The organism is Paenibacillus woosongensis (assembly GCF_009725165.1).
GTDB lineage: Bacteria > Bacillota > Bacilli > Paenibacillales > Paenibacillaceae > Fontibacillus > Fontibacillus woosongensis.
This window is the reverse complement of record NZ_WNZW01000002.1, coordinates 857286-872434: the sequence shown is the minus strand read 5'-3', so window position 1 is coordinate 872434 and position 15149 is coordinate 857286. Positions and strand designations below refer to the sequence as shown.

Below are 15149 nucleotides of genomic sequence, written 5' to 3'. Positions count from 1 at the left end.
CCGTTAACGAGGGGCATGTTCTTTTTCTATCATATCCAGATTTATTGCTCCATAAATTTCTGCAGCTTCACCCGGTCAGGCAAACCGTCCATATCACCTGGGGACATGACATTGATGGCACCGATCGCATTGCCGCGCCGGACAGCCTCCTGCAGCGGCAGCTGTTCCAGCAACCCGCTGATGACGCCTACGGCAAAGCCGTCTCCTGCTCCAACGGTGTCCACTACTTCATCGACCTTGAAACCCGGAACATATCCTTCTCCGTCAGATGATTTGAAATAAGCGCCGTCCGGTCCAAGCTTGATCACTACGAGCGAAACGCCGCGCGCCAGGTAGAAATCGGCGATGTCCTCCGGCTTATCATGCCCCGTAAGCAGCTTGCCTTCGCTAATTCCCGGGAATACCCAGTTGGAGCGGGCGGCCAGGTCATTAATCGCTTTCACCATCGTATCTGTATCCGGCCATAGGGAAGGGCGCAGGTTTGGATCGAAGGATACGGTTTTTCCCTGGGACCGCATGAAATCGACAGCGTGAAGAGCAAATTCATGACAGGTTTTCGAAACTGCCGGGAAAATGCCAGTTACATGCATATGCTTCGCGGATGCGAAATAATCGCCGTCAAAATCGGATAAGCTGATTGTGGAGGCGGCTGAATTTTTGCGGAAATATTCTACGACAGGATCTCCTGTCAGTACTTTCGATTTGACCAGCATACCCGTTCTATATTCATTCGTAAATTTTACGTTGGAGGTGTCGATGTTCTCCTTATTCAGGGTATCGGTAATAAAACGGCCGAAGTTGTCCTCCCCGAGTTTGGTGACCAGACCGACGGAGTGGCCCAAACGGGATAATCCGACGGAGACGTTGCATTCAGCGCCGGCCATCCCTTTGGAGAAAGAAAGTGCTTTATGCAATTCCCCGGGGTCATTAGCGTAAAACATCGCCATCGGTTCGCCGAAAGTGACTACGTCAAGCTTTTTGTTCATTTATGCTTCCTCCTAAATCTAATTGTGAGATGATGAACTAATTTGGCCTATTCAAAATAATCGGTTATCTTGAAATTAACACATAAATCGGTTTTGTACAATAAAGGAATTGAAGAAACGTGGTTTGACACAGAACTTCCATAAGAATACGTGAAATTTAGCGAAAAAACGATAATTATTCAAGAAATATAGTGCATTTACAGCCGAGTTGTTGTTTAATATGATGTAGATAATCATAAATAGTAAGGTAAATAACATAAAAAAGTTTAGTTGAAAGGGAGATGGCGATGAAGAAAATAAAAGTGCTGCAAAATATTACAGAGTTGGGCGTCGTCGCGGTAATCCGCGGAGATGATGCGGAGTCCGCCTATCAAATGTCCAAGGCTTGCATCGAAGGCGGTTTGAACAATATTGAGGTTACGTTTACGACGCCTGACGCCGACGAGGTTATCAAACGTCTGATTAAAGAGTACGGAGGGCAGGCTGTGATTGGTGCGGGAACGGTGCTGGATCCGATCACCGCGAGAATCGCCATTTTGGCAGGAGCCGAATTCGTCGTGAGTCCTTCCTTTGATGAGGAGACAGGCAGGCTGTGCAATCTGTACAGCATACCTTACATGCCTGGCTGCATGACGCTTAATGAGATGAAAGAAGCGTTGAAGCTCGGCGTGGACGTGCTGAAGCTGTTCCCGGGCAATAACTTTAATCCGGGTTATATCAAGGCTGTCAAAGGCCCGATGCCGCATGTGAACATCATGCCAACCGGCGGCGTTGATCTCGACAATATGGAGCAGTGGGTTCGCAGCGGATGCATTGCGGTAGGGATCGGCGGAAACCTGACGGCACCGGCCAAGGAAGGGCGTTATGATCTGATCGCTGAGCTTGCCGCTAAATACGTGGCCAAGTTCCGCGAAATCCGTGCATAAGCATTCTGCATCATAATAATAAACAGCAACTAATAAACCGGGCAGGGGATATCGCATCCCCTGCCCGGTTTTTATATGTCGTGTATCTATTTAAAATTTTAGAATCTAATCCAGTGTATAAGGCGCAAGATCGGCTGGAAGAGCGGCAGGGCGCTCGCAGCGGCTGTGCATCTCGTAATATCGGCCTGAGTCGGATGATTCATGGAATGCCCACATCGCTTCCAGCACATGGTAAGCAAGCTCCCCGCTTGCCCGGTGCGGACGGCCGCGAAGCAGTGAATAGGCCATGTCTGCCGGGCCAATTCCACGGCTGTTCTCTGTATAGCCTGGAAGAAGCGGCTGCTCCGTCCATTCGGCTTCGCCGATTTTACGGTATTTCACCGGTCCGCCGAACGTGTTCGGATCAGGCACAAGCAGCGTTCCTTCCGTCCCATGGATTTCGATCGGCGGCAGGCTGCTGCCGCCGAAGATATCAAAGCTCGTAATCAGGGTAGCGATCGCACCGTTCTCGAACCGGAGCGTACCGGCAACATGGGTGGGAATGTTGACTGGAATCGTTTTGCCGTATTTTTTGTCGCTCGTAATGATTCGCTCTTCCATGGCCTTGCCTGTCATCCCGGCAATGGAATGAATCGGGCCGAGCAATTGCACCAGGGCGGTCAAATAATAAGGCCCCATATCGAACATTGGCCCCCCGCCTTGCGCATAGTAAAACTCTGGATCCGGATGCCAGAACTCGTGCCCGCGGCTCATCATGAAGGCTGTCGCCGACACCGGGCGGCCGATCACGCCGTCCTCGATCAATTTGAGAGCGGTTTGAATGCCCGCGCCGAGGAAGGTCTCCGGGGCGCTGCCAACGATGAGGCCGAGCCTCTTCGCTGTATCCAGCACGAGCCTGCCCTCCTCCAGCGTAGCGGTAAGCGGCTTTTCCACATACACATGTTTGCCGGCTTCCAGTGCTTTAAGGCTTACTTCGGCATGCACGGCCGGAATCGTCAGGTTGATGACGATGTCGATATCCGGGTCTGCGAGCAGTTCGTCCGTAGTACAGGCGCGAGGAATGCCGTATTTCTCCGCTTGTTCCCGGGCACGGCTTACATCCAGATCAGCGCAGGCCGCAAGCTCTAGGACGCTAAATTTCTTGCAGTTCTCCATATAAATGCTGCTGATTTTCCCGCAGCCGATAATGCCAACCTTCATTTTGTCCATGATACGCCTCTCCTCTTATGTGCAGCTGGCGGTTTATTGGCTATCGCCCATGCCGGTATAGTGATTTTGCTGCTTAAGCGTCTGATTGCCATACATCTCTTTAGCGAGCTGCTTGCCTTCCGCTGCCCAGAGGAGGCCACGGGTCATCAGCTCGGTGACCTCCGGCATCGCAACGATATCTGCATGATGTCCGAGGGAATTATAATACACGCGTCCGATTCCCCAGCGCTTCGTCCAAACAACCGGCATATCGACGGCTTTGTTCAATCGGTGAGGGCCGTCGGCTACGGGAAAACGGGTGGTCGCCAGCACCTCGACTGCCGGGTCCACATGCAGGTAGTATTGCTCACTCACTACCTTAAAGTCTTCCATTCCGGCGACAAGCGGGCTGGAGGATTGCTTGATTTCTACCATGTATTCTATGCCGTCATTACCCGGGTGGGCTACCCATTGGCCTCCGGTCATAAACTGCCAGTCTACATTATGGCGGAAGGAGTCGCACATGCCGCCGTGGCACCCGGCGAGCCCAGTACCGTTCTGAACCGCTGCCGATACGTTGTTGACGTATGCTTGCGGGATTTCCCCCATCGTCCAGACGGGCACGATCAGATCAAGACCCATCAGCTTCTCTGCATCTGCATACGCTTCCAATGTATCTGCAACTTCCACGTCGAATTGATGGTTTCGCAATATATTTGCGAAGATGGCTGCGACTTGCTCCGGCTCGTGTCCGTCCCAGCCGCCCCAGACAATTAATGCCTTTTTCATATCTCTTTGTCTCCTTTACATTTCCGAGATTTCGACCCAGCGGCGCTCGTCGATGGAGCGCTCTACGGCCTCCAGGACAGCCTGGCATTTCACGCCGTCACGGAAATTCGGCTGTGGCAGCCTCTCTTCCCGAAGAGCATTGGTTAGTTCCAATATTTCATGAATGAACGTATGCTCGAAGCCGATTGTATGTCCTGGCGGCCACCAGGCTTCCGCATATTCATGAGCCGGATCCGTAGCCAGCACTCTCCGAAAGCCTTGGACATCCTCTTCATCCGAGTTAAAATACACTTCCAGCTCGTTCATCCGTTCAAAGTCAAATTTTACGCTGCCCAAGCTCCCGTTAATTTCAAAGGAATTAGTCGACCGGTGTCCTGCCGCGAAGCGGGTCGCTTCGAAGCTGCCGAGCGCGCCGTTGGCGAACCGCGCCAGGAAGAGCGTTGCATCGTCGACGGTGACCGGTCCCCGTGGAGCATCTTTGCTGCCCTTGGCGCTTAGTCCCGTCATCTCCTCGGCGATCGGGCGTTCTTTAATGAAGGTCTCGCTCATTCCAATGACCTCATGAATGTCTCCGACCAAGTAGTGGGCCAGATCGATCAAATGGGCGCCAAGATCGCCATGCGAGCCCGAGCCAGCAATCTCCTTCTGCAGCCGCCAGACAAGCGGGAATTCGGGGTCCATGACCCAATCCTGCAGGAACCAGGCTCTGAAATGATAAATTTTGCCGAGCCTGCCGCTTTCTACGAGCTTTTTGGCCAGCTTGACCGCCGGTGAAAAGCGATAGTTGAAGCCGATCATATGGGCTACTTTGGCTTCCTCCGCCGCCTGCAGCATCTCGCGGGCGTCGCTTAATGTCAGCGCGAGCGGTTTTTCGCAGAAAATATGCTTTCCGGCTTTGGCGGCAGCGAGCGCAATTTCTTTATGGACATCGCTAGGGGCATTGATATCGATCAAGTCAATGTCGTCACGCGCGATCAGATCCTTCCAGTCCGTTACGACATCAGACCAGCCTAATTGTGCGGCAGCCTCGGTTACGGCTTCCTTGTTTCTTCCGCACAGGGCGGTCATTTCAGGCTTCATAGCCTCAGGAAAAAACATCGGCAGAGTCCGGTAAGCGTTGCTGTGTGCTTTTCCCATAAATTTGTAGCCAATCATTCCGACGCGCAGCTGCTTCATTGTATCCCTCCATCGATAATAAAATTGAATTCAATATTATTATAGAAATTACCCGGATGAATCTCTCGCCAGTTTATGCTTATTCATAGACAAAAAATGCACTTTAAACATAAAGTGCATTCCAGATTGAAATTAGATTTGATGAACAGGCAGTGCGGCACATTAAGAAACACCGTCACGCGAGCTGGAAGGGACGCATCCCTTCAGTTCTTTATATACCCGATTGAACGTACGGATGCTGTTAAAGCCGCATTCCAGCGCAATATCCATAATGCTGGCATCGCTGCTGATCAGCTTGTGTTCCGCCTTGAGCACGCGGATCGTATTTAAGTAGGTCCGAAAATTAATACCCACAGCGCTTTTGAACGTGCGGCAAAAATAAGACGGCTCCATTTGAAAATGGGTCGAGATCAATTGCACGGATAAATCATCCTGATAATTTTCTTCAATGAACGACAAAATTTGCTGGATTCTCGCCCGCTTCGATTCGAGCTTGCTTCGTGAACTGCGGCTCAGCCTGTGGGACGGCCAGACTCTCTGCAGCGTTCCGCATAATTCGAGCAGACGGGCTTTGATGAACATTTGATGACCCGGTTTGGCGTTTTCTTTTTCCTCCATAATGTCGTACAACAGCTGCCTGATATGCTTGAATGCAGGGTCTCCCCCCGGCATAAAAGGGGAAACAAAGCTGAAATCATTTGGCCAGTTCACGGATAGGCTGATCATTTCCGGCTTAAATATGAGAATGATAACCTGCGAGTCTTCTTTGCTCTCAAAATAATGAATGTCGTTATTGCAGCAAATGACCATATCGCCTTGCGTGAGCAGACGCTTTTCCTCATTGACTCCGACAAGGATACTTCCCGACTCGACATAGATGAATTCAATCTCAGAATGATAATGTGCGTAGAACGTCAGGTTATGCCCGTGGTGGATAACTAGCGGCAATTCGTAATCCAGTATCCAATTCTGATAGAAAGATTTCATGCTCTCACTCCCGTGCTATGAACATTACACACTTTCATCATATCGGGAAGTACAATTAATGTCTAATGGGGATTGCTCTATCACTCTTTGGTAAGGTTGAAGTATAATAAATCTATAAAAGGAAAATTATAGGTTATCCCGGAGTGTTTCCCAGGATCGGAAGAGGAAGGAGTACGTATGTCTATCGGAAAATTGATCTGCCTTGCGCATGCCGGAGGCAGTGCGTCATCTTATTTACGCTGGAGCAGTCGTTTTGATTCAAGTCTTAAGCTGGTTCCTCTTGAGTATGCAGGTCGCGGAATCAGATCGAACGAGCCTTTATATGAAAATATGGACGAGACTGTGGCAGATCTAATCCATATGCTGAAGCCACAGCTGGCTGATCGCATTCCGTACGTCCTATTCGGGCATAGCCTCGGGGCGCTGGTCGCTTACGAGCTTGCTTATGCGCTACAGCAGGCCCAGCTGCCGGGGCCCACTATATTGATTCTATCCGGTAAAAATCCGCCCCACCTGCACTTGCGAAACAAGCGTCATTTAATGCCTGACACGGAATTTCGCCAGGAGCTCGCTTCCATGGGCGGGACGCCTCCAGAATTGCTGGAAGATCCGTCTTTTGCCGAATATTTTATGCCGATTGCCCGTTCCGATTTCAAGCTGGTGGAGACGTACCGACTGGAGGCCGGAAGGCCTAAGCTGCATACAAGTATTTGTGTGCTCAATGGTATGGAGGATACCCTTGTCGATTTAATGGAGATGGAGGGATGGGGACGTTACTGTGAGGGGGAGTTTTGGCAGCAGCAGTTCCCTGGAGGGCATTTTTATCTGCACGAGCATATTGAGCAGGTAGCTGTATATTTGAAGCGATTGCTTGCTCAACCATCGGCTTGGCAGCCGCAGAATTGAAGCTTATTTTGGTAATAAATGAACATGGCCGGGCTTTCAAGGCGCCGGCTTATTTTGCATGAGAACATACCAATTTACACATTAATCGTTTCAAATTAATAAATAGTGCGTATTATATATTGAACAATAATTAAATATGACGTATTATATACACAATAAAACTTTTCTTACAGGAAGGAGGAATCAAAATTCGCCAATATGACATTCTAATGAATGACGAAGGAATGTTATACTAGGAGCGAACCTATCTGAAGCGGAGGGATTTATTATCAAACTAACATCCCGTCAATTGGAAATCATTGACATTGTGAAAAAGCATGCTCCGATTACCGGAGATCTCATAGCGGAAATGCTGAATTTGACTCGCCCGACAATCCGTTCAGATTTGTCCATTCTCGTCATGCTCGATTATATCGATGCAAAACCGAAGGTAGGATATTTTTTGGGCAAGAGAAGAACGCCGGAAGAAGAGAGCAAGCTTCGGCTGCTTGATATGAAGGTCGGGGATCTTCACGGCGTACCTGTGATTGTTCGTGAAACGACGACGATTCAAGAGGCGGTCGTCTCGCTTTTTCTAGAGAATGTAGGCCATTTGATTGTTACGGATGAGCAAGGAAGATTGGCAGGGATCGTATCCCGCAAGGATTTACTCAAGGTTACGCTAGGCAACGCCACTGCATCCTCAATGCCCGTAAGTTTCATCATGACTCGGCGGCCTAATATCATCACCGTCTCACCGGAGGATTCGGTGCTTGAGGCGGCGAGGAAAATTATCGCTCATCAAATTGACAGCTTGCCTGTAGTCGTGCCGGCGGAGACCGGCGAAGAGGGAGACGTAAAAGTGGTAGGGCGAATTTCTAAGACAAATATTATAAAAATGCTGCTAGACACGATAGCTGAGGATTAGTGGGAGGAATGGGATGAATCAGTCTCCAGCTCATTTTATAGCAATCTGTTCAGATTCCATCGGAGAGACTGCGGAAGCGGTTGTCCGGGCCACTCTTGAGCAATTCGAATTACCCAACACCGAGATCAAGAGATTCATGAACGTTCGCAATGAAGAAGAGTTAAGTCGGTTGATGGAGGAAGTATCTGAACGTGGAGGTTTTGTCGTATATACTTTAGTGCAGCCTGAGCTGCGGGAGGCGATGAGGGAAGAAGCCGTCCGCTTAAACGTTCGTGCTGTGGATATTATGGGGCCGATGATGCAGGCTTTTGTGGATACATTTAATGACACGCCCAAGCGTACGCCCGGCCATAAGCTCGATGAGGATTATTACCAGCGAGTGGACGCTATCGAATTTGCTGTGAATAACGACGACGGCAAAGATGTGGGCGCCATACTTAAAGCGGATATCGTCATTCTTGGCGTTTCGCGCATTTCCAAGACGCCGCTGTCCATGTTTTTGGCGCATAAGGGGAAAAAAGTCGTCAACTACCCCGTCGTACCTGAATTAACCCCCCCGAGCCAGCTGAAGGAGGTCAGCAGCGATAAAATTATCGGATTAACGATTGACGCGAAGCATTTGGTCAAAATCCGCTCGGAACGGCTAAAGGCGCTGGGTCTGCCGGATGATGCCGAATATGCCTCCTTTGAGCGTGTGCAGTACGAATTGAAATATGCCCAGTCGCTGTTTGCCTCGCTGGGCTGCCAGGTGATTGACGTCACCGACAAGGCGATCGAAGAGACGGCAGGGCTCATCATGAAGCACTTATAAGTTTATAGAGAAACATCGTGATCAAAAGAGGAATTTTTAAACTACCTTTAAAAAATTAGGTGGAGGGAGAAACAATGGAGCGTCACATAGCACTGGAATTAGCACGCATTACGGAAGCGGCTGCCCTTGAGGCGGCGCGCTGGACAGGTCGGGGCGATAAGAATAGCGCAGATGAGGCGGCGACGATGGCAATACGCAGCAAATTCAATTCCGTTGCTATTGACGGGACGGTAGTTATTGGCGAAGGGGAGATGGACGAAGCGCCGATGCTATACATCGGTGAAAGAATCGGCAACCGCCGCGGGCCGAGAGTCGACATTGCCGTCGATCCTTTGGAGGGAACGGAGACGGTTGCCAACGGGCTGAATAACGCTATCTCCGTCATCGCCGCAGCTCCCGAGGGCAGCCTGCTTCATGCTCCCGATATTTACATGGAGAAGCTGGCAGTCGGCCCAGCGCTTGCCGGGCAGCTCTCGCTGGATGATCCGATCGAGACGACGCTCGCCAAAGCCTCCCGCATACTGGATAAGCCACTGGCGGATATGACGGTATCGATCCTGGACCGGGAGCGGCATTCGGTACTGATCGACGCGCTGCGCAAATCCGGAGTCCGGATCAAGCTGCTGAGCCATGGCGATGTGATGGGTGCCATTGAGGCCGCAATGGAGAAGGAAGTCGATATGTATGTAGGCTCCGGCGGAGCGCCGGAAGGAGTGCTTGCAGCAGCGGCGTTGAAATGCCTTGGCGGGGAAATGCAGGGGAGATTGCTGCCTAACGGGCTTGAGGAATACAACCGCTGCGTTCGTATGGGGCTCTCCAAGCCAGATCAGCTGCTCCGGATGGAGGACATGATCGGTCATGACAACGTCTTGTTTGTGGCTACCGGCGTGACATCAGGCGACTTCCTGCACGGGGTGCGCTACTTGCCGAAGCATAAAGCCGAGACACATTCCGTTATTATGGGTTCCGAGAATAGAACGATCAGTTACATCCAGACGACCCATCATTTCACGGAGCAATTCAATTCGGTGAGAGGGGCCGCTATCTAAACGCTAGATTCTAAAGAGTAACATGAAATCGACAGGGACTATTTCTGCAGATGGCTCAGTTTGTAGAATAGTCCCGTTTTTTCGGAATAATTTAAATAAATTATAGCAAAATATTAAAATTATGGTAAAATTGATAAACAGGAGGTGATCAGGAGGATAATAAAAAGGAAGAAAGGAGGTTGCAAGGCCAATCTATCGGCCCGGAAATTGAAAGCGCTTACTAGTTTTTGTGCTTACTATAACCTATAAAGGACGTGAATAGTATGAAACAAAGATTAGCTTTATTGTTGGTACTAACAGTAATGATAAGCATGTTCTCTCTTCCATCTTCCCAGGCAGCCGATCCCGGATACGTTGGATTTGCAACCATGAACGGCGGAACGACCGGCGGAGCAGGCGGTACCTCTGTCACGGTAACCACAGGGGCCGCGCTTCAAACCGCACTCAAGAATAAAGGCAGCCAGCCGCTGACCATTTATGTGTCGGGCAAAATTACGCCGGCCAATTCCTCGGATAACAAAATCAGCATCAAAGACGTTAATGACGTCTCTATACTTGGCACGGGCGCTGGTGCTGAATTCGAGGGCATTGGCATTAAAGTGACCCGTGCGAACAATATCATTATTCGCAATCTGAAAATCCACCATGTCAATATTGGCGACAAGGACGCCATCAGCATCGAAGGCCCGGCAAATAATGTCTGGGTTGACCACAACGAATTATACGCTACTCTCAATTCCGACAAGGATTATTATGACGGTATGATCGATGTGAAGAAAAACGCCCAATATATTACGATCTCCTACAACTATATCCATGACAGCTGGAAAACCTCGCTCATCGGCTCATCCGACAGCGACAATTACGACCGGAAAATCACGTATCACCATAACCGCTTTGAAAATATTAATTCCCGCGGTCCGCTGTTTCGCTTCGGTCAGGGCCATTTATTCAACAACTATTACAACAATATTATCGATACGGGCATCAACTCCAGAATGGGGGCCAAGCTCCGCATCGAGCATAATGTCTTTGAAAATTCCAAGGATCCGATTGTTACATTGTACAGTAAGGAGCAAGGTTATTGGGATGTGAAAAATAACCTGTTCGTGAACAGCACCGGCAGTATGCCGACGACTTCGACGACCAGCTACACGCCTCCGTACAGCTATACGCTGGATGCGGTTAATACGGTGAAGAATCATGTGATTGCCAACGCAGGCGTAGGAAAGATTAACGTTGGAAAGTAAAAGGGTGGGATTTAGGACGCGTGTCCCGGCAGGGGCACGCGCTTTTCTTGTCTGGTTTGATCCGCTGATCTTCGCTTTATACAGTAAGAAGCGTCACAGACGATGCGCAGCAATTATTTTAAGATGTAAGCTGGCCTAATTTTCCATTAAAGGAGTCAAAGCATGAAATATAAATCTTTGGAGCTGGAGAAGCCCCTGAGCTACGAATTGGAAGGGCTGGAAATCGGCATGGCCTCCAACTGCAACTTTCGCTGTGACTATTGCTGCGCCTATCAGAGAAACGATGGGAACAGCATTGGCGCCAAGGAGGTGATCCCTCTGCTGGAGCAACTGCCATCCCTAAAGCGGGTTAGGCTGTCCGGCGGGGAGGTCACCCTGAAGTATGAGGATTGCGTCGAGGTCGTAAGCTATTGCTCGGCCCGCGGCATTCAGACTCAGCTTAATTCCAACGGCAGCCTGCTGAATGAGGAGCGGATTCGGCGGCTGGCCGACGCGGGATTGACAACGATCCATATTTCCTTCAATTTTACGACGGCGGAGGAGTTCTCCCGGTATTATCACCTTCACCCTAGCGTATATCGCAAAATCAGAGATAACATCGCCATGTTCGCTTCTACCAGAGTGGATACCGTGCTGGAGACGCTGCTATTCAGCGAAACCGAGCATCATATGAAGGAAATTCACGATCATGTTTATGACATGGGGGTTCGTACGCATGAGATACAGAACAGCATCATTATGAATCACAGCGGATGGAAGGCTATTGCGGCCCGGGATGCGTTAAAGCAGGCAGTCAACGAGCTTATTGCCCGTAGAAAAAACGACATGACGCTGTATTTCACCTGCATGGACCGGTTTATGGAGGAGCTTGGATTCCAGGAGCAGCCTGGCATATATTTTCCGCACTGCATAGAAGGGAAGAAGCAGCTTCACCTGCATGGCAACGGCGACATTCTTATTTCGGAGCTGTGCTATCCCGTCGTCATTGGCAATATTCATGCAGGCGCTTCGCTGCGAGATATCTACAGCGATATGCCTGCGGCCTTGAGGGATTATCTGGACCGGGAGCCATGCCCCGCGCGCGAGGCCTTGTTTCCGTCCGTCCCCATACGGACCGAAATGATGCAGTCACAGACGGGCCGGAAGGGGCCAACCGGTGCTATAACGTGAAACAGCTGTCTAGCGTGAAACAGCTGTCCAACGTGAAACGGCTGTCCCCAAAATATCTTTACGACCGTTTGCCCTTGATTTGACTAAACACGTCCTCCACCGCTCTTTACGTGTGAGCATGAATCACGGAACTAGCGAGCATGAATCGTGGATTTAGCGAGTATGAATCGTGGTCTAGCGAGATAGTGGATCTAGTGAGTATGAATCGTGGATATAGTGAGCATAAATCGTGGAACTAGCGAGCATGAAAGTAGCGAATCTTCGGTCTAAATGGATTTATAGTAGTTAAATTCTGCGGCAAAGAAAGAAAAGTAGATTTAAATGGATTTCATATCGTTAGAAGAAGGGAGATCGCCATCATGGGCGGGATTCTTGATTTTAGGTGCGTAAAATCCATCTAATCCATTGAACCATTCGTTTAGAGCATAATTAGATACATGAATTCCATTTAGTGTTAGAGTTCGATGGTTATGTCCGTGTTCGGCAGCTATGTTAGAGTTCGATGGCCATGTTCGAGTTCGGCAGCTATACTCAGTTCGATAGCTTATGTTCGCGTTCGTTAGCTTATATAAGATGAAGCAAAGAATGGGGTTTTAGTATTTGAGTTCGATTGCTTATATAAGATGGGCTAAAGAATGGGGGTTAGTGTTCGAGTCGACAGCCTGTATAAGATAAGTCAAAGAATGGGATGCAGGCAAGGGAGAAATGGATTCCGCAATAATTGATTCTGCAGAAATTGATTCCACAGAAACGTATTCTGGCAGACGGATAGCATCATTCTAAAAAAGATAGGGGCGCCCCGCGGTCATCTACGATGACGAGGGACAGCCCCTTTGCCGTTTCCCGGTATGCCAATTCGTTCTGTCCAGTGCTCCGGCCGGCCCGTCAGGAACGGCCGCGGATTTCCTGGCGGAGAAACAGGACATAGGAAAGGGCGAAGCAGATCAAGGTCAGCGCGATGAGGCCAGTAACCTGCGGCCAGACGAGCAAGAGGCTTTGACCAAAGGGCAGTGGGCTGGCAATGGCGCCATAAACCTGCTCGGTCGTCAGCGGCCCCAGGTTGCGGACCGAGGGCATAAGCAGTGTGGTGGTTGCCTCATTAAACAGCGTGTAAGGCGATATTCTGCTTAGCCACAGCATCTGGTTCTGGAAGCTGACGATGTCCTCGACCGTGGCCGTTCCGGCGTTCGGCGCGATTCCTTTGGACACGATATTCAGGATCATGTCGTAGAAGAAGCTGAAGAACAGCCAGACGGAAATTCCCGACAGCGCGGAGGTAGCCGGCTGGCGGAAGCGCACGGAGAATAGGATGGACAAATTAAGCCAGAACCCGATGTAGAAAATAATGATGAAAATGAAGCTGATCATTCTTAAGAACTCCTCCAAGGTCGGGGGAATGCCTAGAATGATCGTCCCCAGAGCCATGATCAGGAAGCCGAGCATCAGGAACATCATGCTGACGACGCTAAGCGAGGCGACGAACTTCGCGTTAAGCAGCGCGTCGCGGTGCAGCGGCTGGGCCATGATCCGGCTTAAGGTCCCTTTGTTGCGCTCGCTGTTGACGGCGTCGAAGCCGAGGCCAATTCCAAGGAGCGGGCCAAGGAATCCGATGAAGCTGATGAAGGACGGCAGGGTTCCGTCCGACAGCGTGAACAGCTTCAGGATTACGAATTCACTCGCCGAGCTATCCGACTGAATGGCCTCTTGTATACTGTTCATGGCCGTATACAGGGAGGCGATGCAGGTAAGCAGAATAATGCCGAGCAGCAGCATGAACCGCCAGCTGCGGATATGGTCGGAGATCTCTTTACGCACCAATACGCCAAAGGGCGAGGTTCTCCAGCCCCCGCCGTCCTTGCTTCGCTCGAAGACGGAGCCGCGGCCTTCGCCTTCGCTTCTGCGGAACAGCGGCTGGCGCCGGAGCCATTCCCGGACGTTATTCGCCAGGCGGCGCAGGCTGCCCTTCAGGTCAGGCCTGCTGTGTTTCAGGTCGGCTGCTTCCTTGTTCATGCTGTTCACCTCCTTCAAAATAACGGTGATAGATCTCGTCGAGCCCGTATTCCTTCCGCTGCAAGCCGAACAAGGCTACGCCGTCTTCGATGATCATCCGGGCGATCGCATCGCTGCAGTCGGTATCCGAGCCGACGATCATCCGGCTGCGCCCGGCGGACTCTGCTCCAGCCGAAGCGGCAGCATGGTCCGTTCCGTCCCCGTCTTCAAGCTCCGCGTGCCGCACGCCCGGGATGGCGCGGATTCGCTCCAGCAATCCGTTATTCAGCGGACCGCTCTCCACGGTAATCTGCAGTGGATCGTCGGCGAACAGCGACCGGGACAGGCTGGCGATATTGCCTTCGGCAAGCAGCCGGCCGCGAACGAATAATCCGACCCGGTCGCAGATTTGCTGCACTTGATGCAGCTGATGGGAGGACAGGAGCACGGTCAAGCCCTGATCCTCGCTCAGGCTGCGGATCAGCGCCAGCAGCTCATCCATTCCCTTAGGGTCAATCCCGAGCGTCGGTTCATCAAGAATGATGATTTCCGGCGCCTTGATCAGGACGTCGGCCAATCCGAGCCGCTGCCGCATACCGCGGGAGTATGCCCCCGTTTTTTTATGGGCGGCATGCTGCAGGCCCACGCTCTCCAGCAGCTGGTAGGCTCGCTCCTTCGCCTCCGCTTCCGGCACCTGGTTCAGCCTCGCCGACAGCACCAGATTTTCCAGGCCGGTCCGGTCCTCATAAAAGCCGACATCGTCGGGCAAATATCCGACCTTGCGTTTGACGGGAATAGGCTCCCTGGTCGGATCGAGGCCGAGGACGTTGATGCTGCCCCCGTCAGGTTCGCTAAGCCCGAGCAGCATGAGAATCGTCGTCGATTTGCCGGCTCCGTTCGGCCCGAGCAGGCCGAAGATTTCGCCGCGTTTGATCTGCAGGGACAGCTGGTCTACGGCTTTTGCGCCGTTATAGCTTTTCGTCAACGCTTGAATGTCGATGACCGTCTCTGCCAC

14 protein-coding genes are annotated in these 15149 nt (G+C 51.0%); 7 read left to right on the top strand and 7 right to left on the bottom strand.

The window, feature by feature from the left end:
• Positions 1-41: 41 nt before the first annotated feature.
• Positions 42-986, bottom strand: coding sequence for a sugar kinase (locus GNP95_RS10295; protein ID WP_155610712.1), 945 nt, complete (start codon positions 984-986; stop codon positions 42-44).
• Between the two features lie 287 nt (positions 987-1273).
• On the opposite strand from GNP95_RS10295, the gene GNP95_RS10290 reads away from it, so the two are divergent.
• Positions 1274-1912 carry a bifunctional 2-keto-4-hydroxyglutarate aldolase/2-keto-3-deoxy-6-phosphogluconate aldolase gene (locus tag GNP95_RS10290; protein ID WP_155610711.1) on the top strand — a complete coding sequence of 213 codons (639 nt, stop codon included), beginning with the start codon at positions 1274-1276 and terminating at the stop codon, positions 1910-1912.
• A gap of 105 nt (positions 1913-2017) precedes the next feature.
• Here GNP95_RS10290 and GNP95_RS10285 read toward each other — a convergent pair whose 3' ends face one another.
• From GNP95_RS10285 to GNP95_RS10270, 4 genes are all read right to left on the bottom strand, one after another.
• Entirely contained in the window at positions 2018-3121 is a 1104-nt protein-coding gene (locus GNP95_RS10285; RefSeq protein ID WP_155610710.1) for a Gfo/Idh/MocA family protein, read from the bottom strand.
• A gap of 33 nt (positions 3122-3154) precedes the next feature.
• Positions 3155-3889 carry a ThuA domain-containing protein gene (locus GNP95_RS10280; protein WP_155610709.1) on the bottom strand — a complete coding sequence of 245 codons (735 nt, stop codon included), beginning with the start codon at positions 3887-3889 and terminating at the stop codon, positions 3155-3157.
• 15 nt (positions 3890-3904) lie between these two features.
• Positions 3905-5065, bottom strand: a complete 1161-nt coding sequence (locus GNP95_RS10275) for a Gfo/Idh/MocA family protein (protein WP_155610708.1) — start codon at positions 5063-5065, stop codon at positions 3905-3907.
• Positions 5066-5227: 162 nt separating this feature from the next.
• Positions 5228-6052, bottom strand: coding sequence for an AraC family transcriptional regulator (locus tag GNP95_RS10270; RefSeq protein WP_155610707.1), 825 nt, complete (start codon positions 6050-6052; stop codon positions 5228-5230).
• A 177-nt stretch (positions 6053-6229) separates the two neighbouring features.
• Here GNP95_RS10270 and GNP95_RS10265 point away from each other — a divergent pair, with 177 nt between their 5' ends.
• The 6 genes from GNP95_RS10265 (at position 6230) to GNP95_RS10240 (ending at position 12145) form a co-directional block, all read left to right on the top strand.
• Positions 6230-6958 (top strand): thioesterase II family protein, encoded by a 729-nt coding sequence (locus GNP95_RS10265; RefSeq protein ID WP_155610706.1) that lies wholly within the window; start codon positions 6230-6232, stop codon positions 6956-6958.
• Between the two features lie 289 nt (positions 6959-7247).
• Complete coding sequence (locus tag GNP95_RS10260) at positions 7248-7865, top strand: helix-turn-helix transcriptional regulator (protein ID WP_155610705.1); 618 nt, start codon at positions 7248-7250, stop codon at positions 7863-7865.
• Between the two features lie 13 nt (positions 7866-7878).
• The gene (locus GNP95_RS10255; protein ID WP_155610704.1) at positions 7879-8676 is read left to right on the top strand and encodes a pyruvate, water dikinase regulatory protein; all 798 of its coding nucleotides are present in this window, start codon (positions 7879-7881) and stop codon (positions 8674-8676) included.
• A gap of 74 nt (positions 8677-8750) precedes the next feature.
• The gene (glpX, locus tag GNP95_RS10250) at positions 8751-9725 is read left to right on the top strand and encodes a class II fructose-bisphosphatase (protein WP_155610703.1); all 975 of its coding nucleotides are present in this window, start codon (positions 8751-8753) and stop codon (positions 9723-9725) included.
• Between the two features lie 302 nt (positions 9726-10027).
• Positions 10028-10975: a pectate lyase family protein gene (locus GNP95_RS10245; RefSeq protein WP_230873765.1), complete on the top strand. Its 948-nt coding sequence runs from the start codon at positions 10028-10030 to the stop codon at positions 10973-10975.
• Between the two features lie 162 nt (positions 10976-11137).
• Complete coding sequence (locus GNP95_RS10240) at positions 11138-12145, top strand: radical SAM protein (RefSeq protein WP_155610701.1); 1008 nt, start codon at positions 11138-11140, stop codon at positions 12143-12145.
• Between the two features lie 885 nt (positions 12146-13030).
• On the opposite strand, the gene GNP95_RS10235 is transcribed toward GNP95_RS10240, so the two are convergent.
• Positions 13031-14155, bottom strand: a complete 1125-nt coding sequence (locus tag GNP95_RS10235; RefSeq protein ID WP_155610700.1) for an ABC transporter permease — start codon at positions 14153-14155, stop codon at positions 13031-13033.
• On the bottom strand, positions 14115-15149 hold the full coding sequence (locus GNP95_RS10230) for an ABC transporter ATP-binding protein (RefSeq protein ID WP_330163337.1): 1035 nt from the start codon (positions 15147-15149) through the stop codon (positions 14115-14117). The genes GNP95_RS10235 and GNP95_RS10230 overlap by 41 nt, the downstream gene beginning before the upstream one ends.

Bases quoted from the DNA above. Each gene is read 5' to 3' on its own strand.
- GNP95_RS10295 (WP_155610712.1), bottom strand. From the start codon at position 986: ATGAACAAAAAGCTTGACGTAGTCACTTTCGGCGAACCGATGGCGATG.
- GNP95_RS10290 (WP_155610711.1), top strand. From the start codon at position 1,274: ATGAAGAAAATAAAAGTGCTGCAAAATATTACAGAGTTGGGCGTCGTC.
- GNP95_RS10285 (WP_155610710.1), bottom strand. From the start codon at position 3,121: ATGGACAAAATGAAGGTTGGCATTATCGGCTGCGGGAAAATCAGCAGC.
- GNP95_RS10280 (WP_155610709.1), bottom strand. From the start codon at position 3,889: ATGAAAAAGGCATTAATTGTCTGGGGCGGCTGGGACGGACACGAGCCG.
- GNP95_RS10275 (WP_155610708.1), bottom strand. From the start codon at position 5,065: ATGAAGCAGCTGCGCGTCGGAATGATTGGCTACAAATTTATGGGAAAA.
- GNP95_RS10270 (WP_155610707.1), bottom strand. From the start codon at position 6,052: ATGAAATCTTTCTATCAGAATTGGATACTGGATTACGAATTGCCGCTA.
- GNP95_RS10265 (WP_155610706.1), top strand. From the start codon at position 6,230: ATGTCTATCGGAAAATTGATCTGCCTTGCGCATGCCGGAGGCAGTGCG.
- GNP95_RS10255 (WP_155610704.1), top strand. From the start codon at position 7,879: ATGAATCAGTCTCCAGCTCATTTTATAGCAATCTGTTCAGATTCCATC.
- glpX (WP_155610703.1), top strand. From the start codon at position 8,751: ATGGAGCGTCACATAGCACTGGAATTAGCACGCATTACGGAAGCGGCT.
- GNP95_RS10245 (WP_230873765.1), top strand. From the start codon at position 10,028: ATGATAAGCATGTTCTCTCTTCCATCTTCCCAGGCAGCCGATCCCGGA.
- GNP95_RS10240 (WP_155610701.1), top strand. From the start codon at position 11,138: ATGAAATATAAATCTTTGGAGCTGGAGAAGCCCCTGAGCTACGAATTG.
- GNP95_RS10235 (WP_155610700.1), bottom strand. From the start codon at position 14,155: ATGAACAAGGAAGCAGCCGACCTGAAACACAGCAGGCCTGACCTGAAG.